This window comes from Variovorax paradoxus (assembly GCA_016806145.1).
In the GTDB taxonomy this organism is placed as follows: domain Bacteria; phylum Pseudomonadota; class Gammaproteobacteria; order Burkholderiales; family Burkholderiaceae_C; genus Variovorax.
Genome location: CP063166.1, coordinates 1,610,956 through 1,637,372, shown reverse-complemented (window position 1 = coordinate 1,637,372; position 26,417 = coordinate 1,610,956). Strand labels below are relative to the sequence as shown.

General features: G+C 70.8%; 24 protein-coding genes. 13 read left to right on the top strand and 11 right to left on the bottom strand.

The window, feature by feature from the left end:
- The first annotated feature begins 6 nt into the window (after nucleotides 1-6).
- From paaJ to INQ48_07415, 11 genes are all read left to right on the top strand, one after another.
- Nucleotides 7-525 (top strand): phenylacetate-CoA oxygenase subunit PaaJ, encoded by a 519-nt coding sequence (gene paaJ / locus INQ48_07465; GenBank protein ID QRF60650.1) that lies wholly within the window; start codon nucleotides 7-9, stop codon nucleotides 523-525.
- Between the two features lie 11 nt (nucleotides 526-536).
- Nucleotides 537-1,631, top strand: a complete 1,095-nt coding sequence (gene paaK, locus INQ48_07460; protein ID QRF59060.1) for a phenylacetate-CoA oxygenase/reductase subunit PaaK — start codon at nucleotides 537-539, stop codon at nucleotides 1,629-1,631.
- A gap of 47 nt (nucleotides 1,632-1,678) precedes the next feature.
- On the top strand, nucleotides 1,679-2,824 hold the full coding sequence (locus tag INQ48_07455; protein QRF59059.1) for an ABC transporter substrate-binding protein: 1,146 nt from the start codon (nucleotides 1,679-1,681) through the stop codon (nucleotides 2,822-2,824).
- A 114-nt stretch (nucleotides 2,825-2,938) separates the two neighbouring features.
- Nucleotides 2,939-3,967 (top strand): branched-chain amino acid ABC transporter permease, encoded by a 1,029-nt coding sequence (locus INQ48_07450; GenBank protein QRF59058.1) that lies wholly within the window; start codon nucleotides 2,939-2,941, stop codon nucleotides 3,965-3,967.
- Nucleotides 3,964-5,880, top strand: a complete 1,917-nt coding sequence (locus INQ48_07445) for a branched-chain amino acid ABC transporter ATP-binding protein/permease (GenBank protein ID QRF59057.1) — start codon at nucleotides 3,964-3,966, stop codon at nucleotides 5,878-5,880. Before INQ48_07450 ends, INQ48_07445 begins: the two co-directional genes overlap by 4 nt.
- Nucleotides 5,877-6,620, top strand: a complete 744-nt coding sequence (locus INQ48_07440) for an ABC transporter ATP-binding protein (GenBank protein ID QRF59056.1) — start codon at nucleotides 5,877-5,879, stop codon at nucleotides 6,618-6,620. Before INQ48_07445 ends, INQ48_07440 begins: the two co-directional genes overlap by 4 nt.
- A 141-nt stretch (nucleotides 6,621-6,761) precedes the next feature.
- Nucleotides 6,762-8,822, top strand: a complete 2,061-nt coding sequence (gene paaZ, locus INQ48_07435) for a phenylacetic acid degradation bifunctional protein PaaZ (protein QRF59055.1) — start codon at nucleotides 6,762-6,764, stop codon at nucleotides 8,820-8,822.
- Complete coding sequence (locus INQ48_07430) at nucleotides 8,822-9,580, top strand: glucose 1-dehydrogenase (protein ID QRF59054.1); 759 nt, start codon at nucleotides 8,822-8,824, stop codon at nucleotides 9,578-9,580. Before paaZ ends, INQ48_07430 begins: the two co-directional genes overlap by 1 nt.
- 43 nt (nucleotides 9,581-9,623) lie before the next feature.
- Nucleotides 9,624-10,187: an isoprenylcysteine carboxylmethyltransferase family protein gene (locus tag INQ48_07425; GenBank protein QRF59053.1), complete on the top strand. Its 564-nt coding sequence runs from the start codon at nucleotides 9,624-9,626 to the stop codon at nucleotides 10,185-10,187.
- A 205-nt stretch (nucleotides 10,188-10,392) separates the two neighbouring features.
- A complete protein-coding gene (locus tag INQ48_07420; GenBank protein QRF59052.1) occupies nucleotides 10,393-11,313 on the top strand; it encodes a cytochrome c in 921 nt (306 codons plus the stop codon).
- A gap of 72 nt (nucleotides 11,314-11,385) precedes the next feature.
- A complete protein-coding gene (locus INQ48_07415; protein ID QRF59051.1) occupies nucleotides 11,386-12,186 on the top strand; it encodes a CPBP family intramembrane metalloprotease in 801 nt (266 codons plus the stop codon).
- Nucleotides 12,187-12,299: 113 nt separating this feature from the next.
- Here INQ48_07415 and INQ48_07410 read toward each other — a convergent pair whose 3' ends face one another.
- The 10 genes from INQ48_07410 to INQ48_07365 form a co-directional block, all read right to left on the bottom strand.
- Entirely contained in the window at nucleotides 12,300-12,914 is a 615-nt protein-coding gene (locus INQ48_07410) for a flavin reductase family protein (protein QRF59050.1), read from the bottom strand.
- A gap of 58 nt (nucleotides 12,915-12,972) precedes the next feature.
- Complete coding sequence (locus tag INQ48_07405) at nucleotides 12,973-14,538, bottom strand: CBS domain-containing protein (protein QRF60649.1); 1,566 nt, start codon at nucleotides 14,536-14,538, stop codon at nucleotides 12,973-12,975.
- A 258-nt stretch (nucleotides 14,539-14,796) separates the two neighbouring features.
- On the bottom strand, nucleotides 14,797-16,272 hold the full coding sequence (locus INQ48_07400) for a D-aminoacylase (protein QRF59049.1): 1,476 nt from the start codon (nucleotides 16,270-16,272) through the stop codon (nucleotides 14,797-14,799).
- A complete protein-coding gene (locus INQ48_07395) occupies nucleotides 16,269-17,180 on the bottom strand; it encodes a MurR/RpiR family transcriptional regulator (GenBank protein ID QRF59048.1) in 912 nt (303 codons plus the stop codon). The genes INQ48_07400 and INQ48_07395 overlap by 4 nt, the downstream gene beginning before the upstream one ends.
- Nucleotides 17,181-17,191: 11 nt before the next feature.
- Nucleotides 17,192-18,493 carry an amino acid deaminase gene (locus INQ48_07390; protein ID QRF59047.1) on the bottom strand — a complete coding sequence of 434 codons (1,302 nt, stop codon included), beginning with the start codon at nucleotides 18,491-18,493 and terminating at the stop codon, nucleotides 17,192-17,194.
- Between the two features lie 2 nt (nucleotides 18,494-18,495).
- Nucleotides 18,496-19,473: an ATP-binding cassette domain-containing protein gene (locus INQ48_07385; GenBank protein QRF59046.1), complete on the bottom strand. Its 978-nt coding sequence runs from the start codon at nucleotides 19,471-19,473 to the stop codon at nucleotides 18,496-18,498.
- Between the two features lie 154 nt (nucleotides 19,474-19,627).
- Nucleotides 19,628-20,665, bottom strand: coding sequence for an ABC transporter ATP-binding protein (locus INQ48_07380; protein QRF59045.1), 1,038 nt, complete (start codon nucleotides 20,663-20,665; stop codon nucleotides 19,628-19,630).
- Nucleotides 20,665-21,504: an ABC transporter permease gene (locus INQ48_07375; GenBank protein ID QRF59044.1), complete on the bottom strand. Its 840-nt coding sequence runs from the start codon at nucleotides 21,502-21,504 to the stop codon at nucleotides 20,665-20,667. The genes INQ48_07380 and INQ48_07375 overlap by 1 nt, the downstream gene beginning before the upstream one ends.
- A gap of 3 nt (nucleotides 21,505-21,507) precedes the next feature.
- On the bottom strand, nucleotides 21,508-22,449 hold the full coding sequence (locus INQ48_07370; protein ID QRF59043.1) for an ABC transporter permease: 942 nt from the start codon (nucleotides 22,447-22,449) through the stop codon (nucleotides 21,508-21,510).
- Between the two features lie 168 nt (nucleotides 22,450-22,617).
- On the bottom strand, nucleotides 22,618-24,189 hold the full coding sequence (locus tag INQ48_07365; GenBank protein ID QRF59042.1) for an ABC transporter substrate-binding protein: 1,572 nt from the start codon (nucleotides 24,187-24,189) through the stop codon (nucleotides 22,618-22,620).
- A 197-nt stretch (nucleotides 24,190-24,386) separates the two neighbouring features.
- On the opposite strand from INQ48_07365, the gene INQ48_07360 reads away from it, so the two are divergent.
- Entirely contained in the window at nucleotides 24,387-24,776 is a 390-nt protein-coding gene (locus INQ48_07360) for a RidA family protein (protein ID QRF59041.1), read from the top strand.
- A gap of 150 nt (nucleotides 24,777-24,926) precedes the next feature.
- Here the strand turns inward: INQ48_07360 and INQ48_07355 are convergent, their stop codons facing one another.
- The gene (locus INQ48_07355) at nucleotides 24,927-25,541 is read right to left on the bottom strand and encodes an ATP-dependent Clp protease proteolytic subunit (protein ID QRF59040.1); all 615 of its coding nucleotides are present in this window, start codon (nucleotides 25,539-25,541) and stop codon (nucleotides 24,927-24,929) included.
- Between the two features lie 83 nt (nucleotides 25,542-25,624).
- On the opposite strand from INQ48_07355, the gene INQ48_07350 reads away from it, so the two are divergent.
- Nucleotides 25,625-26,401, top strand: coding sequence for a sigma-70 family RNA polymerase sigma factor (locus INQ48_07350; GenBank protein ID QRF59039.1), 777 nt, complete (start codon nucleotides 25,625-25,627; stop codon nucleotides 26,399-26,401).
- Nucleotides 26,402-26,417: the final 16 nt, after the last annotated feature.

Below are 26,417 nucleotides of genomic sequence, written 5' to 3'. Positions count from 1 at the left end.
GACACCATGGCCGCCTCGCGCATCGACGCCGCCTGGGAGGTGCTGCACTCGGTGCCCGACCCCGAGGTGCCGGCCGTGTCGGTCTGCGACCTCGGCATCGTGCGCGACGTGATCGAGCACGACGACGGCCTCGAGGTGGTGCTGACGCCGACCTATTCGGGCTGCCCCGCGACCGAGGCCATCGAGCACGACGTGCTGGCCGCGATCGAGCGCGCCGGCCTCGGCCCCGCGCGCGCCACCCTGCGCCGCGCGCCGGCCTGGACCAGCGACTGGATCAGCGACGAGGGCCGCGCCAAGCTCAAGGCCTACGGCATCGCCCCGCCCGCCCACCTCACGCCCGAGCAGGCCGCCGGCACCGCGGTGCCGATCCGCCTGTTCGGCCGCCTCGCCGGCGAGCGCATCGCCTGCCCGCGCTGCGCGAGCGAGCGCACCGAGCGGCTGTCGGCCTTCGGCTCCACCGCCTGCAAGGCGCTGTACCGCTGCCTCGCCTGCCGCGAACCCTTCGAACATTTCAAGCCGATCTAGGCCCCACGCCGATGAGTACCCTGTTCCACCCCCTGCGCGTGAAGGCCATCGAGCCCGACACGCCCGAGGCCGTCATCGTCTCCTTCGAGGTCCCCGAGACGCTGCGCGAAGTCTTCGGCTTCACGCAGGGCCAGTACCTGACCCTGCGCAACGAGATCGACGGCCAGGATCTGCGCCGTTCCTATTCGATCTGCGCCGGCGTCGACGACGGCGAACTGCGCGTGGGCGTGCGCAAGGTGCGCGGCGGCCAGTTCTCCAACTGGATCAACGCCCACCTCAAGCCCGGCGACTCGATCCAGGTGATGGCGCCGCAAGGCCGCTTCTTCGTGCCAATCGAGGGCGAGTCCGCGCGCCACCACGTCGGCATCGCGGGCGGCAGCGGCATCACGCCGATCCTGTCGATCATGAAGACCGTGCTCGCGCGCGAGCCGAAGAGCCGCTTCACGCTGATCTACGGCAACCGCCAGCTCCAGTCCACGATGTTCAAGGAAGAGATCGAGGACCTGAAGAACCGCTACATGACGCGCCTGGTGCTGCAGCACGTGTTCTCCGACGAGCACACCGACTCGCCGCTGGGCTTCGGCGTGATGAACCGCGAGAAGATCGGCGAGTTCCTGCAGGGCCTGGTGCCGGCGGGCAGCATCGACCACGTCTACATCTGCGGCCCGTTCCAGATGAACGACGAGGCCGAGGCCGCGCTGCTGGCCGCGGGCGTGCCCGAGGAACGCATCCACATCGAGCGCTTCGGCGTCGCGCTGCCCTCGGCGAGCTCGACCGCCCAGGTCGGCGCCGTGGTGCACGAGGCCCTGCCCGGCGACGCCAAGCGCGCCCGCGTGACCATCGTGCGCGACGGCCTGCAGCGCGAGATCACCTACACCGAAGGCCAGCCCAGCATCCTCGACGCGGCCTCGGCGGCCGGCCTCGAGGTGCCGTTCTCGTGCACCTCGGGCGTGTGCGGCACCTGCCGCGCCAAGTGCGTGGACGGGGAAGTCCGCATGGAAAGAAACTTCGCGCTCGACAAGAATGAAGTGGCCGCGGGATTCGTATTGACCTGCCAGGCCCACCCCCTTACCGAACGCGTCACGCTCTCGTTCGACGAGCGCTGAGATACTTCAGGCCTCAACCTTTCTTTTCAACCGGAGACAAGCCAACCATGAAATTCTTCAAGCCCCTGCTGATCGCCGCCCTGTGCGCCACGGCCCTGTCGGCCTGGGCCGACGTCAACGTCGGCGTGACCATCTCGGCCACCGGCCCGGCGGCTTCGCTGGGCATCCCAGAGAAGAACACGATCTCGCTGATGCCCAAGACCATCGGCGGCCAGAAGATCAACTACATCGTGCTCGACGACGCCTCCGACACCACGGCCGCCGTCAACAACACGCGCAAGCTGATCGCCGAGAACAAGGTCGACGTGATCCTGGGCTCGACCACCACGCCGGCCTCGCTCGCGATGATCGACGTGGCCGCCGAGGCGCAGACGCCGATGATCTCGGTGGCCGCCTCGGCGCGCATCATCGAGCCGATGGACGCCAAGAAGAAGTGGGTCTTCAAGACGCCCCAGAACGACATCATGATGTCGCTGGCCATCGCCGAGCACATGGCCGCCAACGGCGTGAAGAGCGTCGCCTTCATCGGCTTCTCCGACGCCTACGGCGAAGGCTGGTCGCAGGAATTCGCCAAGGCCGCCGAGCTCAAGAAGATCAAGGTCGTGGCCAACGAGCGCTATGCGCGCACCGACACCTCGGTCACCGGCCAGGCGCTCAAGATCATGGCCGCCAAGCCCGACGCGGTGCTGGTCGCCGGCTCCGGCACGCCGGCCGCGCTGCCGCAGAAGACGCTCAAGGAGCGCGGCTACACCGGCAAGATGTACCAGACGCACGGCGTGGCCAACGCCGACTTCCTGCGCGTGGGCGGCAAGGACGTGGAAGGCACCTTCCTGCCCGCCGGCCCGGTGCTGGTGGCCGACCAGCTGCCGGCCTCCAACCCGGTGAAGAAGTCCGCGCTCGCCTACGTGGCCGCCTATGAAGCCGCCTACGGCAAGGGCTCGGTCTCGACCTTCGGCGCGCACGCCTGGGACGCCGGCCTGCTCATGAGCTCGGCCGTGCCGGTCGCGCTCAAGAAGGCCCAGCCGGGCACGCCCGAGTTCCGCGCCGCGCTGCGCGACGCGCTCGAGCAGACCAAGGACGTGGCGGGCGCGCACGGCGTGTTCACCATGAGCGCCACCGACCACCTGGGCCTGGACCAGCGCGCGCGCGTGATGGTCAAGATCGAGAACGGCGCCTGGAAATACCAGCCCTGATCGCACGGGGTTGAACGACGGACACCGCGGGCCGGCGCCACCGGCCCGCGGTGTTCCTGCAAGAGGGGCACGGTTTTTCTCTCGCCCCTGGTCTTCTGAAGGAAAGTTGGTCGTATGGATTTGCAGATCGCCCTGCTGCTCGGGCAGGACGGCATCGTGAACGGCGCGGTCTACGGACTGATGGCGCTCGCGCTGGTGCTGGTGTTTTCGGTCACGCGCGTGATCTTCATCCCGCAGGGCGAGTTCGTCGCCTTCGGCGCGCTGTCGATGGCCGCGCTGCAGGGCGGCCGCGCGCCGTCCACGCTGTGGCTGCTGCTGGCGCTGGCGGTGGCCGTGCTGGCGGTCGAGGCCTGGCGCTGGAAGCGCGGCGCCACGGTCGACTGGCGCTCGGCGCTGACCTGGTGCGTGGCCTTCCCCGCGGTCGCCGCCGCGCTGGTGCTGGTGCTCAAGCCCACCTCGCTGGCCGCGCAGGCACTCACCGTGCTGGTGCTGATCGCGCCGCTGGGCCCGCTGCTCTACCGCCTCGCCTACCGCCCGCTGGCCGACGCCAGCGTGCTGATGCTCCTGATCGTCTCGGTCGCGCTGCACGGCGTGCTGGTCGGCCTCGGGCTCTTCTTCTTCGGCGCCGAGGGCTCGCGCACCAGCGCGTTCTCCGAGCTGCGCCTCGACCTCGGCGGCATTCCCGTCAGCGGCCAGTCGCTGGTGGTGGTCGGCGTCACGCTGGTGCTGGTGATCGCGATGTTCTGGTTCTTCGGCCGCTCGATGATCGGCAAGGCGCTGCGCGCCACCGCCATCAACCGCGTGGGCGCGCGCCTGTCGGGCATTCCCACCGAGCTCTCGGGCGACCTGAGCTTCGCGCTGGCGGCCGTCATCGGCGCCATCTCGGGCCTGCTGATCGCGCCGATCACCACGGTCTACTACGACACCGGCTTCCTGATCGGCCTCAAGGGCTTCGTGGCCGCCATCGTCGGCGGCCTCGCGAGCTATCCGCTGGCGCTCGCGGGCGCGCTGCTTGTGGGCCTGCTCGAGGCCTTCTCCTCCTTCTGGGCCAGCGCGTACAAGGAAGTGCTGGTCTTCACTTTGATCATCCCGGTGCTGTGGTGGCGTTCGCTGCGCAGCCATCACGTGGAGGACGAGGAATGAACCCGTCTTCATCGACCCCTGTGGCTTCTTCTTCCGCCAGCGCCGTGCCCGAGGGCCGTCCGCTCGTCACGCCGCGCGTGCTCACGCTCGTCTTCATCGTCGCGCTCGCGCTGGCCTGGGGCTGGCTGCCGGCCTTCACCGTCACCGTGCTCAGCAACATCGGCCTCTATGCACTGGTGGCCGTGGGCCTGGTGCTGCTGACCGGCGTCGGCGGCATGACCTCCTTCGGCCAGGCCGCCTTCGTCGGCATGGGCGCCTATGCCACGGCCTGGATCTGCACCTCGCCGACCGCGGCCGGCTGGCTCGGCGGCCTCGCGGGCTCCGCGCTGGTGCCCTGGCTCGGCCTGCTGCTCGGGCTGGTGCTGACCTTCGCGCTGGCCTGGGCGCTCGGCGCGGTCACGCTCAAGCTCTCGGGCCACTACCTGCCGCTGTGCACCATCGCCTGGGGCCTGAGCCTGTACTTCCTGCTCGGCAACATGGAGTTCCTCGGCGGCCAGACCGGCATCACCGGCATTCCGCCGCTGGTGGTGGCGGGCTTCTCCTTCGCCACGCCGCGCATGCTCGGCGTGGTGATCTGGGCCGTGCTGCTGCTCGCGCTGTGGGCCATGCACAACCTGCTCGACTCGCGCGAGGGCCGCGCCATCCGCGCGCTCAAGGGCGGCCGGCTGATGGCCGAGTCGATGGGCGTGGACACCGCGCGCCACCGCATCAAGCTGTTCGTGCTGGCCGCGCTGCTGGCCGCGATCTCGGGCTGGCTCTATGCCCACATGCAGCGCTTCGTGAACCCCACGCCCTTCAACCTCAACATCGGCATCGAGATGCTGTTCATGGCGGTGGTCGGCGGCGCGGGCCATCTCTGGGGCGCGGTGCTCGGCGCCACGCTGATCACGCTGCTGAAGGAAAAGCTGCAGGACATCCTGCCCGCGCTCTTGGGCACCAGCGGCAACTTCGAGGTGGTGGTGTTCGGCCTCTTGATGCTGTTCGTGCTGCAGCGCTTCGCCGACGGCCTGTGGCCCACGCTGGCGCGGCTCACGCGCCGCTGGGTGCGCGAGCTGCCGCGTGCCGCCGGCGCCGGCCCGGCCGTCTCGAGCACCGAGCAGCTCGCGCAGCGCGCGCTGCCGGCCACGGGCAGCCTGCTGCTGCAGGCCGACGGCGTGAGCAAGCGCTTCGGCGGGCTGGTCGCCAACAACGACATCTCGATGACCCTCAAGGCCGGCGAGGTGCATGCGCTGATCGGCCCCAACGGCGCCGGCAAGAGCACCTTCTTCAACATGATCTCGGGCGTGGACGATCCCACCACCGGCGAGGTGCGGCTGGTCGGCCAGCCGATGTCGGGCCAGCCCTCGCGCGCCTTCGCCGCGCTGGGCCTGGGCCGCACCTTCCAGCACGTGCGCCTGCTCGGCCAGCGCAGCGTGATCGAGAACGTGGCGCTCGGCGCCCACCTGCGCGCCAAACGCGGCTGGGTCTCGGCGATGCTGCGGCTGGACCGCGCGGAGGAAGCCGCGCTGATGGCCGAGGCACGGCGCCAGATCGAGCGCTGCGGCCTCGGCGCGCATGCCGACACGCCCGCGGCCTCGCTCTCGCTGGGCCAGCAGCGCGTGGTCGAGATCGCGCGCGCGCTCGCGGGCCAGCCCTCGGTGCTGCTGCTCGACGAGCCCGCGGCCGGCCTGCGCCACCTCGAGAAGCGCGCGCTGTCCGAGCTGCTCGGCCAGCTGCGCGCCGAAGGCCTCGGCATCCTCGTGGTGGAACACGACATGGAGTTCGTGATGAACCTCGCCGACCGCATCACCGTGCTCGAGTTCGGCACCGTGATCGCCACCGGCTCGCCCGCCGAAGTGCAGGCCAACCCGCGCGTGCTCGAGGCCTACCTCGGCGGCGCCGACGACGAACTGCTCGAGGACGCATCGCGATGAGCCAACCCCTGCTTCAACTCGACGGCTTCTGCGTCGCCTACCGCGAGGTGGAGGCGGTGCACAGCGTGCGCCTGCACGTGAACGAAGGCGAGATCGTCACCGTGATCGGCCCGAACGGCGCCGGCAAGACCACGCTGCTGTGCGCGGCGATGGGCCTCTTGCCCTCCACCGGCAGCCTGTCGCTGCACGGCGAGCGCATCGCGCGCCCCGGCGTCGAGGCCATGGTCGCGCGCGGCGTGGCGCTGGTGCCCGAGCGGCGCGAGCTGTTCGGCGAGATGTCGGTGGAAGACAACCTGCTGCTCGGCGGCTTCTACCAGTGGCGCAAGGGCAAGCGCGACCAGCGCGCGCGCATGGACGAGATCTTCGAGATCTTCCCGCGCCTGAAGGAACGCCGGCCGCAGATGGCCTCCACGCTCTCGGGCGGCGAACGCCAGATGCTGGCCATCGGCCGCGCGCTGATGGCGCGCCCGCGCCTCTTGATGCTCGACGAGCCCTCGCTGGGCCTGGCCCCGCTGGTGGTGCGCGAGGTGCTGCGCGTGGTGGCGCAGCTGCGCAAGCACGGCGTGTCGGTGCTGCTGGTGGAGCAGAACGCACGCGCCGCGCTGCAGGTGGCCGACCGCGCCTACGTGCTCGAGATGGGCGCCGTGGCGCTCGAGGGCCCGGCGCGCGAGCTGCTGCACGACCAGCGGATCATCGATACCTACCTGGGCATCGGCAACCGCGATGCCGAAAAGCACTGAGGCGCGCACCGCCGCGATCTTCCATCCCCGTTCACGTTGCTGAACATCCATCCCCATCACCGTTCGGGCTGAGCTTGTCGAAGCCGGGCGCAAGGCTTCGACAAGCTCAGCCCGAACGGTTTCAACTTCGAGGACCCTTTCATGACCACCCTCCAAAGCTACATCGCCGGCCGCTGGATCGGCCGCGAAGCCGCGCAGTCGCTGCGCAGCGCCGTCAACGGCCAGGCCATCGCCAGCACGCACGCCGAGGCGATCGACTTCGCCGAGGCGCTGGCCCATGCGCGCCGCGTCGGCATCCCGGCGCTGATGGCGCTCGACTTCCAGCAGCGCGCCGAACGCCTCAAGGCGCTGGCCAAGTACATCGCCGCCAACAAGGAAACGCTCTACGCCGTCTCGGCCCACACCGGCGCGACGCGCGCCGACGGCTGGGTCGACATCGAGGGCGGCGCCGGCACGCTGGCGGCCTACGCGGGCATCGGCAGCAACGAGCTGCCCTCGGGCAACCTGGTGCACGAAGGCCCGGCCTTCCCGCTGGGCAAGAAGGGCGGCTTCGCGGGCACCCACATCCTGGTGCCGCGCGGCGGCGTGGCGGTGCACATCAACGCCTTCAACTTCCCGGTCTGGGGCCTGCTCGAGAAGTTCGCGCCCAGCTTCCTCGCGGGCATGCCCTGCATCGGCAAGCCGGCCACCGCCACCAGCTACCTCACCGAGGCGGTGGTGCGGCTGATCGTGCAGTCGGGCATCCTGCCCGAGGGCAGCCTGCAGCTGGTCATCGGCGGCACGGGCGACCTGCTCGACCGCCTCGAGGGTCCCGACGTCGTGACCTTCACCGGCTCGGCCGACACCGCCGCCAGGCTGCGCGTGCATCCGAACCTGGTGCGCCAGTCGATCCCGTTCAACGCCGAGGCCGACTCGCTCAACTGCGCGATCCTCGCGCCCGACGTCACGCCCGACGACGAGGAGTTCGACCTGTTCGTGAAGGAGGTGGCGCGCGAGATGACGGTGAAGGCCGGCCAGAAGTGCACCGCCATCCGCCGCGCCATCGTGCCGCGCCAGCACCTCGACGCCGTGGCCGAGCGCCTGCGCGCGCGGCTGGCCAAGACGGTGGTGGGCGACCCCTCGCGCGAGGAGGTGCGCATGGGCGCGCTGGCCTCGCATGCGCAGCAGGCCGACGTGGCCGAGCGCGTGGCCGAGCTGCGCAAGGGCGCCGAGCTGGTGTACGGCGGCGGCGACGGCTTCTCGCCCGTGGGCGAGGGCACGGCCGAGGGCGCCTTCTTCGCGCCCACGCTGCTGCTGAGCCGCAAGCCGCTCGAGCACGACGCGGTGCACGACATCGAGGCCTTCGGCCCGGTCAGCACGCTGATGCCCTACGAGGGCATCGACGAGGCGCTCGCATTGGCCGCGCGCGGCCGCGGCAGCCTGGTCGGCACGCTGGTCACGCGCGATCCCGCCACCGCCGCCAAGGCGATCCCCGTGGCCGCGGCCTGGCACGGCCGGCTGCTGGTGCTCGACCGCGAGGCCGCCGCCGAATCGACCGGCCACGGCTCGCCGCTGCCGCCGCTCAAGCACGGTGGCCCGGGGCGCGCCGGCGGCGGCGAGGAGCTCGGCGGCCTGCGCGCCGTCAAGCACTACCTGCAGCGCGCCGCGCTGCAGGGCTCGCCCACCATGCTGGCGGCCGTCACCGGCGAGCACGTGCGCGGCGCCAAGGTGCGCGAGAGCGAGGTGCATCCGTTCCGCAGCCACTTCGAGGACCTGCGGATCGGCGACTCGCTGCTGACGCACCGCCGCACCGTGAGCGAGGCCGACATCGTGGCCTTCGGCGGCCTGTCGGGCGACTACTTCTACATGCACTTCGACGAGATCGCGGCCAAGGAGTCGCCGTTCGGCAAGCGCATCGCGCACGGCTACTTCGTGCTGTCGGCGGCAGCGGGCCTGTTCGTCTCGCCCGCGCCGGGCCCGGTGCTGGCCAACTACGGCCTCGACACGCTGCGCTTCGTCAAGCCCGTGGGCATTGGCGACACCATCCGCGCGCGCCTGACCTGCAAGCGCAAGATCGACCGCAACCGCAAGGACGCCAATGGTCAGGGCCAGGGCGTGGTGGCCTGGGACGTCGAGGTGACGAACCAGGACGGCGAGCTGGTCGCGAGCTACGACATCCTGACGCTGGTCGCGAAGAAGCCGGTGCCGGCGGCGGCGGCCTGATGTTCGACCTCGGCGGCAAGGTCGCGCTGGTCACCGGCGGCAACGGCGGCCTGGGCCTCGGCATGGCCCAGGGCCTGGCGCGGGCCGGCGCGCGCGTGGCGATCGCCGCGCGCAACCCCGAGAAATCGGCCGCCGCGGTCGAGACGCTGAAGGCGCTCGGCAGCGACAGCTTCGCGGTCGCCATCGACGTGGCCGACGAGGCCTCGGTGCAGCAGGCGGTCGACGCCGTGGCCGCGCGCTGCGGCCGGCTCGACATCCTGGTCAACAACGCCGGCACCACCGTGCGCAAGCCGGTCGACCAGCTCACGCTGGACGAGTGGAACCTCGTGCTCCAGACCAACCTCACCAGCGCCTTCCTCGTGAGCCGCGCGGCGCATCCGCACATGCAGCGCGCGGGCGGCGGCAAGATCGTGAACGTCGGCTCGATGATGTCGATCTTCGGCGCCGCCTACTCGCCCGCCTATGCCGCGAGCAAGGCCGGCGTGGTGCAGCTCACCAAGTCGACCGCGCTCTCGTGGGCGGCCGACAACATCCAGGTCAACGCGATCCTGCCGGGCTGGTTCCAGACCGAGATGACCGATGGCGCGCGCGCCCAGGTCGCGGGACTCTACGAACGCGTGGTCGCGCGCACGGCGGCGGGCCGCTGGGGCCGTCCGGCCGACATCGCGGGCACGGCCGTGTTCCTCGCGAGCCCGGCGTCCGACTACGTGACCGGCGTGTCGATCCCGGTGGACGGCGGCTACTCGACGATGGGCTGACAAGGTGTGAGGGCGCCGCGGCCCGGCGTGTAGATTCGGCCCCATGCCTTTCGCCTGGATCCAGATCGCCCTGTTCGTCGCCGTGTCGGCCGCGCTGCTTCACGTCTCGCGCGGCGCGCTGCGCCGGCGCGGTTCGCACGGCTTCTACCGCTTCTTCGCCTGGGAGTGCATGCTGGCGCTGATCCTGTTGAACCTGCCCGTGTGGCACGTGGATCCGCTGGCGCCGCACCAGTTGCTGTCGTGGCTGCTGCTGGCGCTGTCGGCCTGGCTGCCGGTGCATGCCTGGCGCCGGCTGCGGGCCGCGGTGCGACCCGGCGCGGCGCGCGACGACGATCCCGCGCTGCTCGGCTTCGAGAAGACCGCGTCGCTGGTCACCGACGGCGCCTTCCGCTACATCCGCCATCCGATGTACACCGCGCTGATGCTGCTGGCCTGGGGCGCCTGCCTCAAGGACGTCGGCGGCCCCGGCCTCGCGCTGGCGCTCGCGGCCACCGTGCTGCTGGTGCTGACCGCGCTCAGCGACGAGCGCGAATGCATCGCGCATTTCGGCGACGCCTACCGCGCCTACATGCGCGGCACCCGGCGCTTCGTGCCCTTCCTGGTCTGACAAGGTCCGAGGCCTCGGCCGGCCCGGCGCCGGGCATAGGCAATCCGGCCAATGCCCATGGCCGGGCCTTTCTCCTATCGTTCGGGCCTGAACGGCGCGCGCCCATCCGGCGTCGCCAACGATCCCACGATTCCCCCATGACAGAGAAGAAGAAAAAGAAGCCCGCCCGCCGCGCGCCATGCCATCGCAGCGCGGAGGCGGCGCGATGAGCGCGCCCGGTGCCACCGCCCGCTGGCTGCGCCGCGGCGTGCTCGCGCTGCTGGCGCTGGCCCTGCTCGCCGCGGCCGCGCTGGCCGGCGGCGTGCTGATGGCGCGCCACAAGATGGAACGCCGCGTCGACATCGAGGTCAAGCCGGTGGCCCTGCGCCCGCGCGGCGACACCGCGGCGCTCGAACGCGGGCGCTACCTCTATGCCTCGCGCGGCTGCGTCGACTGCCACGGCGCCAACGGCGGCGGCCGCCGCTTCATCGACGCGCCGAACGGCCTGCGCGTGGCCGGGCCGCAGATCGCGCCCGGTGCCGCGAACGCGACCGCCGGCTACCGGCCCGAGGACTGGGTGCGCGCGATCCGCCACGGCGTGGCGCCCGGAGGCCGGCCGCTGATGATCATGCCGAGCGAGGACTACAACCGCCTCACCGACGAGGACCTCGCCGCGCTGGTGGCCCACGTCCGCGCCCTGCCGCCGGTGCAGGGCACGCCCGCCGTGGTCGAGATGCCGCTGCCGGTGCGCGCGCTCTACGGCTTCGGCCTGATCCAGGACGCGGCCGCCAAGATCGATCACCGGCTGCCGCCCGCGCAGCCGGTGGCCGAGGGCGTGAGCGTGGCGCATGGCGCCTACGTGGCGAACATGTGCCTGGGCTGCCATGGCGCGCAGCTCGCGGGCGGCAAGGTCCCGGGCGGCCCGCCCGACTGGCCCGCGGCCTCGCGACTCGCGCCCGGCGGGGATTCGGCGATGGCGCGCTATCCCGATGCCGAGTCGATGATCCGCCTCTTCCGCAGCGGCCTGCGCCCCGACGGCACGCCGGTGCGCGTGATGCCCTTCGAGTCGCTGCGCGAGATCAGCGACACCGACATGCGGGCGCTGCACCTGTACCTGCGGCAGCTGCCGGCGCCGCGCCAGGGCTGAACGCGGCGCTCAGGCGGGCCGGGGCGGCGCGCGGCTAACATGCGCGCCACCTCCCCGCCAGCGCCCGTGCCCATGCCCTCCCCGAACCGCCCGGCCTTCCCCTCGGCGACGCAGGCCGTCCTGCTCTACCTCGCCCTGTTCCTCTGCGAGCTGGTCGTGGGCGCCGCGCTGCGCGACGCCAACCGGCTGTTCGGCCTGAGCAGCATGCAGATCGGCGTGCTGTCGGCCGTGCTGGGCAACGGGCTGGTGTTCGCGGTCGTGATGCAGCGGCAGAAGCTGGGCTGGCGCGCGCTGTTCCATCCCTCGCACGCATCGATGCGCGCCACCTTGATGCTGGTGGTGCCGCCCACGCTGCTGCTGGTGCCGGCGCTGATGCTGGCGATCACCTGCGCGATCAACCTGCTGACGCTGGCGATGCCGCTGTCGGCCTGGGAGGAGGCGATGTTCAGCCGCATGGCCGACGGCAGCGTGGCGGCGGTGCTGGCGGTCTGCGTGATGGCGCCGCTGCTCGAGGAGATGCTGTTCCGCGGCGTCGTGCTGCGCGGCTTCCTGCAGCGCTACCCGCGCTGGCAGGCGATCCTGATGTCGGCGCTGCTGTTCGGCGCGGCCCACATGAACATCTACCAGTTCGTGGTCGGCGTGGCGATGGGCGCGGTGCTGGGCTGGCTCTACGAGCGCACGCGCTCGCTGATCCCGTGCATCGCGCTGCACGCGGCCTACAACAGCACCACGCTGCTGGTGGCCGGCTGGCTCGAGGACGCCTCGCCGGCCGGCGTGCTGAGCTTCGTGCTGCTGGCCGGCGCGGCCGCGTTGTGCGGCGGGGTGGTGCTGCGGCAGCTGCTGGTGGCCTCGGGGCGGACCAGCGAGGGCTGATCTACGAAAACCGTTCACGCTGAGCTTGTCGAAGCGCCGCGCTGGGCTTCGATCCTTCGACAAGCTCAGGACGGGCCGAGCTCAGCCAGAACGGTTCTGTCGGTGCTGCCGCATCAACCGCTGAAGGGCGCCAGCGGCTTCGCGTCCACCGCCTCGCCGTCGACGATGAAGTGCCCGCCCGCCACATGGTGCAGCGTGCGCAGGTCGTCGTGGCCCTCGAAATGCCAGCGGCCGTTCGAGAACACGCGCGCGTCGGCCTGGGCCGCGATCACCTCGCCGAGGAACAGGTCGTAGCGCTGCTGGATCGGCGGCTCGGGCAGCAGCCGGCATTCGAGCCAGGCGGCGCAGCCCTCGAGCAGGGGCGCCTCGGTGGCGCTGCCCGCGAAGCTCTGCAGCCCGTAGGCCTCGAACTTGTCGCGGCCGTCGCGTTCGACCATCTCGCGGCCCGAACTGCTGCCCAGCGCCTCAGTCAGGTCGAGCTGCGCGCGCACCGGCACCTGCAGCGCGAAGCTGCCCGCGCCCTCGAGCAGCACGCGGGTCCAGGTGCTCTTGTCGAGCACCACCGCCACCTTGGGCGGATCGAAGTCCAGCGGCATGGCCCAGGCCGCCGCCATGATGTTGCGCCGGCCCGCGTGGGCCGCGCTCACCAGCACTGTGGGGCCGTGGTTGAGCAGGCGATAGGCCTTGGCGAGGGGAACGGGTTGGCGGTGGGCGGCGTTGGAGGTCATGCGCGGAGCGGGTCGGGAAGCGGGGGCGCCAGCCTACCAAAGCGGCGCCCCGCGCGCTTCAGGCCTCGGGCAACGCCACGGGCACGCGCCGCACCGCCACCTCGCGGATGCGCTGCGCGTCCACGCCGGTGACGACGAACTCCCAGCCGTCATGCACCCAGGTCGCCTCGGCCGCGGGCAGGCCGCCGAAGCGATCGAGCAGCAGCCCCGCCACCGAGGTGTAGCTGTCGTCCTCGCTCGCCAGGCCGTCGGTCTGCAGCGCCTGCTCGAGCAGGTGCGGGTCGGCGCTGCCGGCCACGGTCCAGGCCTCGGGGCCGGTCTGCTGGATCTCGAGCGCCTCGTCCTCGTCGGGGAACTCGCCCGCGATCGCCTCCAGCACGTCGATCGGCGTGACCACGCCCGTGAGCGTGCCGTGCTCGTCGGCCACCAGCGCGAGCTGGCCGCGCGCGCCGCGCAGGGTGTCGATCAGCCGGATCACGCGCGTCGACTCGGCCACGTAGATCGGCGCGCGCAGGCCATGGCCCTCGTCGATGCGGCCATGGCGCAGCAGCTGGCCCAGCAGGTCCTTGGCACGCGCCACGCCCACCACCTGGTCGAGCGAGCCGCGGCACACCGGGAAGATGCCGTGCGGCGTGTCGAGCAGCTGCTCGCGCAGCGCCTCGGGATCGTCGTCGAGGTCGACCCAGGAGACGTCGGCGCGCTGCGTCATCACCGAGCGCACGTTGCGCTCGGCCAGCGAGAGCACGCCGCTGACCATGTTGCGTTCCTCGATGCCGAAGGCGGGCTCGGCCGCGGGCGCATCGGCATCGGCCGCATCGCCGCCCACGGGTACCGGCTCGCCGCGCGTGCGGCCGCCGAGCAGGCGGATCACCGACTCGGCCGTGCGCTCGCGCAGCGGCCGACGCGCCTCGTGGCGCAGTTCGTTGCGGCGCACCCACTGGTTGAGCGCCTCGATCAGCACCGAGAAGCCGATCGCGCCGTAGAGGTAGCCCTTGGGAATGTGGAAGCCCAGGCCCTCGGCCACCAGGCTCAGGCCGATCATCAGCAGGAAGCTCAGGCACAGCACCACCACCGTGGGATGGGCGTTGACGAAGCGCGTCAGCGGCTTCGAGGCCCACAGCATGATCGCGATCGAGATGATCACCGCGGCCATCATCACCGGCAGGTGGTCGACCATGCCGACGGCGGTGATCACCGCGTCGAGCGAGAACACCGCATCGAGCACCACGATCTGCGCCACCACCACGCCGAAGCTCGCATAGGCCGCGCTGCCGGTCACGGCATGGCTCACGCCCTCGATGCGCTCGTGCAGCTCGGCCGTGGCCTTGAACAGCAGGAACAGGCCGCCGAACAGCAGGATCAGGTCGCGCCCCGAGAAGCCCTGGCCGAACAGGCTGAACAGCGGCGTGGTCAGTGTCACCAGCCACGAGACGATGGACAGCAGCCCCAGGCGCATCAGCAGCGCCAGGCTCAGGCCGATGAGCCGCGCGCGGTCGCGCTGGTGCGGCGGCAACTTCTCCGCGAGGATCGCGATGAAGATCAGGTTGTCGATGCCCAGCACGATCTCGAGCACGACGAGGGTGAGGAGACCGATCCAGACGGCGGGGTCGGACAGCAGTTCAATCATGGAAGGTGGCGCGCGAGCGCGTGCGGCCCGGCATGGCGCGAACCATGGCGGGCGATGAAGGGGAAATCGGGAGGGGAGAAGCGGCCGTTGGACGCGGCGGAGGCCGTGTCATTGGCGGGGACAGCGCGCTCGGAAAGCGGCGGCGGGGAACGGGGAGGCTGGCGCAGGCCAGCGACGGACTGGGAGGCTCGCAAGAGGTTGTCACCCCTTCAGTCTATAGAAGCCCCCCCGCGCACCCCCGCGCCATGGGGTCTTTCAGGTCCCGCGCGTCAGCATGCGCCCCGCGCGCGCCAGCACGCGCGCCTCGTCCACCGTCGCGCCGCCGCGATAGGCCAGCACACCGTTCACGAACACGCGCTCGATGCCCAGGCTCAAGCCCCGGGGCCGGTCGTAGGTGGCGGTGTCGGCGATGGTCTCGGGATCGAACACCACCACGTCGGCCATGTGGCCCGCGCGCAGCAGGCCGCGCTCGGCGATGCGCAGGTTGCGCGCGCTCATGCCGGTCATCTTGTGCACCGCCTGCTCGAGCGTGAACAGCCGGCGCTCGCGCCAGTAGCGCGCGAACACGCGCGGGAACGCGCCCCACAGCCGCGGATGCGGATGGCGGTCGTGCGGCAGGCCGTCGCTGCCGATCATGGTCAGCGGATGCGCGATCACGCGTTCCACGTCCTCTTCCTGCATCTGGAAGTAGCAGGCACCGCCGGGCTTCAGCCGCAGGCAGGCCTCCTGCTCGCTCACGCCCCATTCGCGCGCGATGTCCGACACCAGCCGGCCGGTCATCTCGGGATGCGGGTCGGACCAGGTCAGCAGCACGTCGATCACGCCGTCGACCAGGTCCTCGCGCAGCACGGTGGAACCGGCGACGTAGGGGTAGACATCCATCGCGATCTTCTGGCGCTGCGCGAGCGACTCGATCAGCGGCAGCGTCTCCTTGGTGCGGCCCCAGTTCGCGGGCCCGGCGCACTTGTGGTGCGAGATCACCAGCGGCACGCCCGCGGCGAAGGCCGAGTCGCCGGCCTCGTGCAGCGCCTCGACGATCTGCTGCATCTCGCTGCGCAGGTGGGTGGCGTAGACGCCGCCATGGCGCGCGACCACGCGCGCGAGGGCGGTCACCTCCTCGGCGGGCGCGGCGAAGGCTTCTTCATAGAACAGGCCCGAGGACATGCCGTGCGCGCCCTCTTCCATGCAGGCCTCGAGCAGCGCCGCCATGCGCGCGAGCTCGTCCGCGTTTGCGGGCCGGTCGAGCGCCTCCATGGCCGCGAAGCGCAGGGTGGTATGGCCCACCAGCGCGGCCACGTTGAGCGCGGGCTGCGTGGCGTCGACCGCGGCGCGGTACTCGGCCATGCTCGCGTGGCGGAACGAATCGGCGCCCAGCAGCGTGAGCGGCGGCTTCGACTGCGGCGTGCGGTAAGGCGCGAGCGAGATGCCGCAGTTGCCCGTGACCACGGTGGTGATGCCCTGCGACACCTTGGGCAGGCACAGCGGGTCGCGCAGCACGATCGCGTCGTCGTGCGTGTGGGCGTCGATGAAGCCCGGCGCGATGACCTTGGCGCGGCAGTCGACGACCTCGACGTCGGCCAGCGCGAGGCCCTCGGGCAGGCGCGCGCGCAGGCCCTCGCCGAGCGCGAGGATGCGGTCGCCGTGCAGCAGCACGTCGCCGGGCCACGAGGGGCCGCCCGAGCCGTCGACCACGAGGCCGGCTTCGAGCAGCACGGCTTGGGGAGCGCTCACGACCGTTGTCCTTTCTCGTTGATGCCGCCGCCGTCCCAGCTCTGCAGCGGGTGCGTGGTGGCGTCGATGCCGTGGCGCTGGAAGGCTTCGCGCGCGCGCTGCAGGCGCTGCACCGCCGGCTCGCCGCGCCGCTGCGCGACCAGCACCGTGAGGATCTCGATCGCCGTGAGGTGCGTCAGGTAGGCATCGATGCCCACGTGCATCACGGCGTCGTCGGGCACCGAGAGCCCGAGCAGGAAATCGGCCCTGGCCGCGAGCGCGGTGCCGGGCCGCGTGAGCGCGACCACCTTGGCGCCCTGCCCGCGCGCGATGTCGACCGCGTCGAGCAGCGAGGGCATGCCGCCCACGTGCGAGATCGCGATCACCACGCCGCCGGGGCGCTGCGCGGCGCCGGCCACCTGCTGCAGGTGGTAGTCGGCCCAGGCATTGGCCGACAGGCCGAGCCGGAACAGCCGCGCCTGCAGGTCGTTGGCCATGAACCACGAGGTGGCGCCGGCGCCGTAGAGGTCGACGTGCGGCGCGGCCGCGATGGCCGAGACGGCGCCGTCGAGCACCTGCATGTCGAGCTGGCCACGCACGCCCGAGACCGAGGCGGCCGCGCTGCGCGCGATCTTCGACACCACCTCGTCGGCGGCGTCCTCGATGTTGACGCGGCGGTGCAGCGGCGAGCCGCCGAGCGCGAGCTCCTGCGCCAGCGCGAGCTTGAATTCGCGCAGGCCCGCGAAGCCGAGGTCGCGGCAGGTGCGCATGATGGTCGGCACCGAGCTGCCGGAGCGCTCGGCCAGCGATTCGAAACTCTCCTCGAGCACCCGGTCGGGGTCCTCGAGGATCAGGTCGAGGATCGCGCGCCGCGTGGCGGGCGCGCCCTCGCGGGTCTGCGCGATCTTCTGGAGCAGCGAGGGATTCATCGGCCGCGCTGTCAGAAGTGCATCGCCACCGCGTCGCTCACGCGGTAGTCGTTCTCGACCACGGGCATCCAGTGCCACTTGTCGAAGGTGGTGCAGGGATGCGAGATGCCCAGGCCCACGCGGTCGCCGACGGCCGGCGCGCGCGCCTCCTCGTCGGCCTCCCAGCGCAGGTAGGCATGCTGGTCGTTGAGCGCGGTGATCTTCCAGCCGGCGGGCACGGCCTCGGGCGCGAGCACGCCGCGTGCCGCGCGCGCGATCGGCACCGGCAGCGAGAGGTCGAAGGAGATGTCGCGCTTGCCCACGGCCAGGATCGCGAGCCCGGGTTCGGGCCGCGACTGCACCGTGGCCCAGACCTCCATCGCGGGCACCAGGCTCTCGCCGCAATCGCAACCGAGGCGCTCGTCGACCGCGCTGACCATGCGCTTGTAGAAGCCATGGTCGTGCGTGACGTAGCAGCCCGAGCGCAGCAGGCCGCGCACCGGCGACGCGAGCGCGGGCTTCAACCGCCCCGCCACGAGGTCGAAGATGGCCGAGCCGCCGGCCGAGACCAGCACCTCGTCGGTCTGGAACAGCTGCTGCGTGTCGCAATGGCGCGCCACGGCTTCCACGCGGTCCATCAGGGTCGCGGCATAGGCCGCGTCGGGCTCGCTGGCGCCGGTGGCGCCCTGCCCTTCGTAGGTCTCGATGCCCACCAGCCGCACCGCGTCGCTCGCGCGCAGCCGCGTGGCGAGCGCCACCGCCTCTTCATGCGTGCGGCAGCCGGTGCGCGCGCCCTGCACGCCGATCTCCAGCATGACCTCGAAGGGCACGCTGTTCGGGTGGCGGCGCGCCCAGTCCTCGATCAGCGCAAGCTGCGCCAGCGAATCGACCAGGAACACGATGCGCAGGCCCGCATGGTCGCGCAGCAGCAGCTGGATGCCGGCCAGGTCCTCGTCGCTCACCACCTGGTTGGCGATCAGCGTGCGGCGCGCGCCGGCAGCCACGCCCACCGCGAGCTGGGTCACGGTGGCGAAGGTCAGGCCCCAGGCGCCGGCGTCGAGCTGGCGCTGGAACAGCTGCGGCGACATGGTGGTCTTGCCGTGCGGCGCGAGGTCGATGCCCCATTCGCGCACGCGCGCCTGCATCCAGGCCAGGTTGTGCTCGAGCGCCTCGCGCTTGAGCACAGCCAGCGGCAGCGGCAGGTCGCCCGCGAGCACGTTCCAGCCCGCGGCGCCGATCTCGCTGCGCCGGCGCGGCGCCTGGGTGCGCGGATAGCCCTTGAAGCTGCTGCCCAGCAGCGGGTCGTCGAAGGAGGGGGCGGCGGTGTCGGTCATGGTCATGCGGCGATGGGGGAAAGCAGGTCCTTGCGGATGCAGGCGCTGTAGTGTCCGCTCGAAACCTGCTCGAGCGGCGGCACGGTCTGCGCGCAGGCCTCGATGGCATGCGGGCAGCGCGTGCGGAACACGCAGCCCGAAGGCGGCGAGATCGGACTGGGGATGTCGCCCTTGAGCGCGATGCGCTCGGTGGCGAGCTCGGGATCGGGCTTCGGGCTCGCGGCCAGCAGCGCCTGGGTGTAGGGGTGCGAGGGACGCGCGAAGAGTTCGTCGGTTTCCGCGACCTCCATCACCTTGCCCAGGTACAGCACCACCACGCGGTCGCACAGGTACTCGACCACGTCGAGGTCGTGCGAGATGAACAGCATGGTCAGGCCCAGGCGCTCGCGCAGGTCGGCCAGCAGGTTGATGACCTGCGACTGGATCGACACGTCGAGCGCCGACAGCGGCTCGTCGGCCACGATGAACTCGGGCTCCACCGCGAGCGCGCGCGCCACGCCGATGCGCTGGCGCTGGCCGCCCGAGAACTCGTGCGGGAAGCGGCTCGCATGCTCGGCGCGCAGGCCCACCGTTTCGAGCAGCTCGGCGATGCGCCGCTCGCGCGCGGCCGCGCCCTTGTGCAGGCCGTGCGTGGCCAGCGCCTCGCCGAGGATCGCGCCGATGCGCATCTTCGGGTTCAGGCTCGCGTACGGGTCCTGGAAGATGATCTGCAGCTTGCTGCGCAGCTTGCGCATGCGCTCGCCCGAGAGCGCGCCGATGTCGTCGCCGCGGTAGAGCACCTGGCCCTCGGTGCGCTCGAGCAGGCGCAGCACGGTGCGGCCGATGGTGCTCTTGCCCGAGCCCGATTCGCCGACCAGGCCCAGCGTCTCGCCGGGCTGGATCGCGAACGACACGTCGTCGACCGCGCGCACGGGGCGCTCGCCGCTGCCGAAATACTTCTTGAGTCCGCGGACTTCGATGAGGGGAGTGGCGGTGGTCATCGTGGGTCCCTGGTATGGACTCCCTCCCCCTCTGGGGGAGGGTTGGGATGGGGGCTCCGGGCGGTCGATACCGTTGCGGCGATGGAGCGGCCCGGTGCCCCCACCCCAGCCCTCCCCCGGAAGGGGAGGGAGCAAGACAGGGTCTGTGAGGACATCATGCGACCTTCGCCATCGACGGCGCCGGTTGCACGCGAACGCAGCGCGCCTGGCGACCGGCATGGGTCTGCAGCAACGCGGGCATCTCGGCACTGCACTGCGCCAGCGCTAGATCGCAACGCGGCTCGAACGCACAACCCGGCGGCGGCGCCAGCGGACTCGACACCTGCCCGCGGATCGCGAACAGGCGCTTGGGCCTGGGCTGGCCCGGCTGCCGCGCCTTGCCCGGCAGGCAGGCCAAGAGGCCCTGGGTGTAGGGATGCTCGGGCTGCGCGAACAGCGGGCGCACCGGCGCGCTCTCGACCACGCGGCCCGCGTACATCACGACCACGTCGTCGGCATGGTGCGCGACCACGCCGAGGTTGTGCGTGATGAACAGGATGCTCATGCCGGTCTCGGCCTGCAGCCGGCGCATCAGCACCAGGATCTGTGCCTGGATGGTCACGTCGAGCGCGGTGGTAGGCTCGTCGGCGATCAGCAGCGTCGGGTCGCAGGCCATGGCCAGCGCGATCATCACGCGCTGGCGCATGCCGCCCGAGAGCTGGTGCGGGTACTCGTGGATGCGCTGCGCCGCGGCCGGGATTTCGACCAGGTCGAGCATGCGCTTGGCATGGGCCAGCGCGGCCTGGCGATCGAGCCCCTTGTGCAGCCGCACGCTCTCGGCGATCTGCTCGCCGATGGTGAACACCGGGTTCAGGCTGGTCATCGGCTCCTGGAAGATCATCGAGAGCTGGTTGCCGCGCAGCGCGCGCATCTCGCGCTCGGGCAGGGTCAGCAGGTCGACGGTCTTGCCTTCGCGCGTGACGAAGCGCGCGCCGCCGCTGACCTGGGCATTGGCGGTCCTGGGCAAGAGGCGCATCAGCGTGAGGCTGGTGACCGACTTGCCCGAGCCCGATTCGCCGACCAGCGCGGTGGTCTTGCCGGGCTGGATCGCGAAGCTCACGTCGGCCACCGAGCGGATCAGGCCGTCCTCGGTGGGGAAGCTGGTGCTCAGGCTGTCGACCACGAGGCGCGGGGAGGATGTGGCGGTCGTCATCACGCGGTCTTCTTCAGCTTGGGGTCGAGCAGGTCGCGCACGCCATCGCCGAGCAGCTGCAGCGACAACGCCGTGAAGATGATCGCGAGCCCCGGGAACAGCACCACCCAGAAGGCCTGGTGCGCGTACTGCTGGCTGCCCGCGACCATGGTGCCCCAGGTCGGGATCTCGGGCGGCACGCCGACGCCGAGGAAGGACAGCCCCGCCTCGGCCAGGATCGCGTAGGCGAAGATGAACGAGACCTGCACCAGGATCGGCGACATCAGGTTCGGCAGGATGTGGCGCCACAGGATGCGCGAGGTGCGCACGCCGAGCGCGCGCACGGCCTCGACGAACAGCAGCTCGCGCACCACCAGCGTGGAGGCTCGCACCACCCGCGCCACGCGCGGCGTGTAGACCAGCACCAGCGCCAGCACCGTGTTCATCAGCGACGGCCCGAGGATCGCCACCAGCGCGATCGCCAGCAGGATGTCGGGGAAGGACATCATCGCGTCGACCACGCGCATCAGCGGCGCGTCGAGCCGGCGGAAGAAGCCGGCCATCAGGCCCAGCACGGTGCCCGCGACGACGGCACCCAGCGCGGTGAGCGCCGCGATCGCCAGCGAGTAGCGCGCGCCGTGCACGATGCGCGAGTAGAGGTCGCGGCCCAGCTCGTCGGTGCCCAGCAGGTGCTCGGCGCTCGGCGCCTTCAGGCGCTGCAGCACGGCCGTGTCGTTGGGATCGATGGAGGCGAACAGCGGCGCGCCGATGGCGAGGATGGCGATCGCCAGCAGCACCAGCGCGGACAGCATCACGATGCGGCGGTGCATCAGCTGGCGAAGCATTCTTGGCATCCGCATGGCTCAGACCTTCACGCGCGGATCGACCACCGCATACAGCAGGTCGATCGAGAAATTGATGAGCACGTAGATCGCGGCGATCACCAGCAGCGCGCCCTGGATCACCGGGTAGTCGCGCCGCAGCACCGCGCTCACCACGAGGTTGCCCACGCCCGGCAGGCCGAACACGGTCTCGGTGATGACGGCGCCGCCGATCATCAGCGCCACCGTCAGGCCGATCACCGTGACGATCGGCACCAGCGCGTTGCGCAGCGCATGCTTGAGCACCACCACCGTCTCGCTCAGGCCCTTGGAGCGCGCGGTGCGCACGTAGTCCTCGCCGAGCACGTCGAGCATCGAGGCGCGCGTGAAGCGGATGATGAGCGCGGAGTTCAGGAGGCCCAGCACCGCGGCCGGCAGCACCAGCGAATGCAGCCGCTCGGCCAGCGCCGCGTCGGGCGCGCCGTAGCCCGAGACCGGGAACCAGCCGAAGGAGACCGCGAAGATCTGGATCAGCACGATGCCGAGCCAGAAGCTCGGGATGCTCGCGCCCAGCATCGCGATGCCGGTGAACAGCTGGTCGACCGCGCGGCCGCGGAACACGGCCGAGACGATGCCGCAGGGCACGCCGATCAGCGCGGCGATGGCCACCGCCATCAGCGCGAGCAGCGCGGTGGGCTCGGCGCGCTCCCACAGCGCCTGCGTGACCGGCCGCTGCAGGAAGATCGAGGTGCCGAGGTTGCCCTGCAGCACCTCGCGCAGCCAGTAGCCGAACTGCACGGGCAGCGGCTTGTCGAGGCCGTATTCCTTCTGCACGCGCGCGATGTCGGCCGCGGTGGCCTGGTCGCCCAGCAGCACCGAGACCGGGTCGCCCGAGGCGGCGCGCGTGAGCACGAACACCAGCACCGCCACGAGGGCGAGCACGATGAGCATGCCGGTGGCGCGGGATGCGATGTAGCGGATCATGGGGTAGTCGTTATGGGATGCGGGAGCGGACAGCCGAACGCAGAAGTCGCGAAGGTTTCGCAGAGGTCGCGGAAGAAAAACCAAAAAAAAGTCTTCTGTCTTTTGCTGCGACTTCTGCGCTACTTTGGTCTTCCTTCTGCGTTCGGCTGCCCGTGTTCGACGGCCGCGTTACTTGATGCGAGCGTTCCAGAAGAAGGGCCAGGTCGCCGGCTGGTAGTTGTCGAGCGCCGGGCTCCTGGCCGACAGCCCGTTGAACTTGCCGACGTTGATGTACGGCACCTCCTCGTAGACCACCTGCTGCACCTTGCCCCACAGCGCGCCGCGCCTGGCCGGATCGCTCTCGACGTTGAAGGCCTGCAGCGCCGCCTTCTTGGCGGGCGTGTCCCACCAGCCGGGCGCACCGTCGCCGAGCTGCGGCGGCGAGAGCATGGGCTCGGGGAACTGGCCCGAGTGGGTGACGTAGATGTCCCACAGCTTGGCGTCGTTGCGGCGCTGCACCAGCGTGGCCCAGTCGACCACGTTGAGGTCGACCTTGAAGCCGGCGCGCTTGAGCTGCTCGGCCATCAGCAGCGACATGTTGTAGTGGAAGTCGTACTGGCGGCTCGTGAGCACGCGGATCGGCTCGCCCTTGTAGCCGGCCTTGGCCGCGGCCTCCTTGGCCTTGGCGGCGTTGCGCTGGTTGTACTGGTCGGCGCCGGCCGTCGAATAGAACGGCGAGCCCTTCGGGAAGTGGTTGGCCTCGGCCACGAAGAAGCGCGTGTCGCCGAAGCCGGCCGCGAGCATCTCGCCCTCGCCGAGCGCGGTCTGGATCGCCTGGCGCACCGGCTGGCTCGCGGCCACGCCTTCCTTGGTGTTGAGCACCAGGTAGGGGAAGCCGAACGAGGGCGTCATGATCGGCACCGTCTTGCCGCCCGACTTCTCGAGGCGCGGCAGTGCCTCCACCGGCAGCAGGTCGGCGAAGTCGTACTGGCCGGCCAGCGCGCCCTCGACGCGCGTGCTGGCGTTGGGCACCGGCACGAAGCGCAGTTCCTCGATCGCCGCCTCGCGCTTGCCGCCGTAGCCGCTCGCGGGCTCCTTGCGCGCCGCGTACTTGTCGAAGCGCGTGAGCAGCACGAACTGGTCGGGCCGGCGCTCCTTGAACTTGTAGGGGCCGGTGCCGACGAAGTCCTTGAGCGGCGAGGCGATCGATTCCTTGGCCATGATCGCGGCCATGCCGCTGGGCAGCGCGAGCTGCGACAGCAGCGGCGCATAGGGTTCCTTGAGCACGATCTCGACCGCCAGCGGGCCCTTGGCCTTGAGGCTGTCGATCTCCTTGCCCACGGCCTTGCCGCGCGGCGACTGGTCCATCCAGCGCTGCAGGCTCGCGACCACGTCGTCGGCCGTGAGCTCGCGGCCGCTGTGCAGCATCACGCCCTTGCGCAGCGCGATCGCGTAGGTCTTGCCGTCGGCCGAGATCTTCGGCATGCCCTCGGCCAGCATCGGCACCACGTTCCACTTGGCGTCGAAGGTGTAGAGCGTCTCGTAGACGTGCTGCATGATGGTTCCGACCAGGTCGGCGGTCGAAGCCATCGGATCGAGCGTCTGCGGCTCGGCCACCATCGCCAGCGTGGCGAAGTTGCGCGGACCCTGCGCCTGGGCGTTCAGCGGCGCCACGGCGTACAGCGCCGCGAGCAGGGTGGCACCCAGAAGGGTGCGCTTCGACAGCATGGGCAGGCGCGGGAAAGAGCCGGCGTGGGGCATGGAGTTCTCCTTCATGGGGCGAGACGCGTTTGTGAAAAAAACTTTCGTTGCGGGCCGCACTTTGAAGCAGTATCCATGCCAAATCATCCGTGAAAACCCTTGATTCAGCGTTATCACTGAAATAGATTTTCAGTTTCGGCCGATACTGGCGGCCGTTTTCAACCCCTTCCCTTTCCTTCTTAGACAGGAGTTCGTCCATGCCTCTCGAATACCTCGGCGCCCCGCCCACCGCTTCCGACCGCCAGGTGCGTCCCTTCTCGCCGGCCGTGCGCGCGGGCGACTTCATCTACGTGTCGGGCCAGGTGCCGGCCAATGCGCAGGGCGAGATCGTGGCCGGCGGCATCGAGGCGCAGACGCGCCAGGTGATGGAGAACCTGAAGACCGTGCTCGCGCTGGCCGGCGCCACGCTCGACGACGTCTGCAAGACCACCTGCTGGCTCGACGACGCGCGCGACTTCGGCGCCTTCAACCGCATCTACATGAGCTACTTCGGCGAGAACAAGCCCGCGCGCTCGACCACCGAGGCGCGGCTGATGGTCGATGCGAAGGTGGAGATCGACGTGGTGGCGTACAAGCCGAAGGCTTGAGACACGGGGACCGGACAGCCGAACGCAGAGGTCGCGAAGGTTGCGCGAAGGTCGCAGAAGAAAACCGAAAGATGCCTTCGGTCTTTTCTGCGACTTCTGCGCAGCTTTGGGCTTTCTTCTGCGTTCGGCTGTTCGGATTTCCGTCCCGCGTCAGCCCCGCAGCTCGCTCTTGCGCTGCACGATGCGCGAGACCAGCCCGTACTCGACCGCCTCCTCCGCCGACAGCCAGCGGTCGCGCTCGATGTCGGCCAGCACCACCTCGAGGGGCTTGCCGGTCTCGCGCGCGATCTCGTGCGCGATGCGCTGGCGGGCCTTGACGATCTCCTGGGCCTGGATCGCGATGTCGGTGGCCTGGCCGCCGGCCCCGCCCGAGGGCTGGTGGATCAGGAAGCGGGTGTTGGGCAGGCACACGCGGCGCTCGCGCGGCGCGGCCAGGAACAGATGGGTGGCGGCGCTGCCGACCCAACCGGTGCCGATCATGTGCACCGGCGCGGCGATGAAGCGCACCACGTCGTGGATCGCATCGCCCGATTCGAGATGCCCGCCGGGCGAGCTCACGAGGATGTCGATGGGCTTGTCGGCGCTGTCGGCGTCGAGCGCGATCAGCCGGCGCGTGACGTCGGCGGCCACGGCGTCGGTGATGCTGCCGAAGATCAGCAAGGTGCGCGAACGGAAGGCCTTCTCCTCAAGGTAGGAATTGCGCGGCTCGGCGGTGGCGGCCGGGCGGGTGTCGTCTTCGGATTCCAGCGTGAACATGGCGGTCATGAAAAAAGCTCCAGGGGGTTGGAGCTGTCTTGACGAACAAGCCCACGCTTTCGTGACATCGCCGGCCGTGGCAAGCTGCGCCGATGCTAGACGAACGCTATCTCTCGCAATTCCCCCTCCTGCGCGGCCGGCTGGTGCGCGCGGCGGCGCGGCTGGTCGGCGGCACGGCGCAGGCCGAGGACCTGGTGCAGGACAGCTACCTGCGCGCGCTCGAGGCCGGCGAACACGCCGGCATCGACAGCACGCAGGCCTGGCTCACGACGGTGATGCAGCACCTCGCGATCGACCGGTTGCGGCGCGAAGGCTGGATGCGGCGCTGGCTCGACGAGGCCGGCGCCATGCCGGAGACGGCGGAATCGGCCGAAACCGAGGCCGCGCGCGCCGAAGAGACCGGGCAGGCGCTGCGCCTCCTGGCCGAGCGGCTGAGCCCCGCCGATGGCGCCGCGGTGCTGCTGCGAGAGGTGTTCGAAGTCAGCTTCAAGGAGCTGGCCGAGGTCACGGGCCGGACCGAGGCCGCCTGGCGCCAACAGATGCACCGCGCGCTGCTGCGGCTGCGCGAGCCGCGCGAGAAGGCGTCCGACGCGGCCGGGCGCGATGCCGCCTTTCCTCTCTACCAGCAGGCGCTGCGCGATGCCGATGCGCGGCTGCTGTTCGCGATGCTGCGCCAGCCGCCGGCACGGGCGATCGGGTTGTCGGCCGATGCAGCACCTCCGCCACGGGCCTCGGGCTCGCCGCGCGCGGCCTGCCAGGTGGTGCAGATCGGCGGCCGGCTCGGGCTGGTGCTGACGCTGGGCGGGAAGCTGTTGTGCGTGCTGCCGCTGGAGGCGCGGCAGGAAGAAAAGGAAGCGCTCTCGTTCTGAATCCGCATTTGCTCCT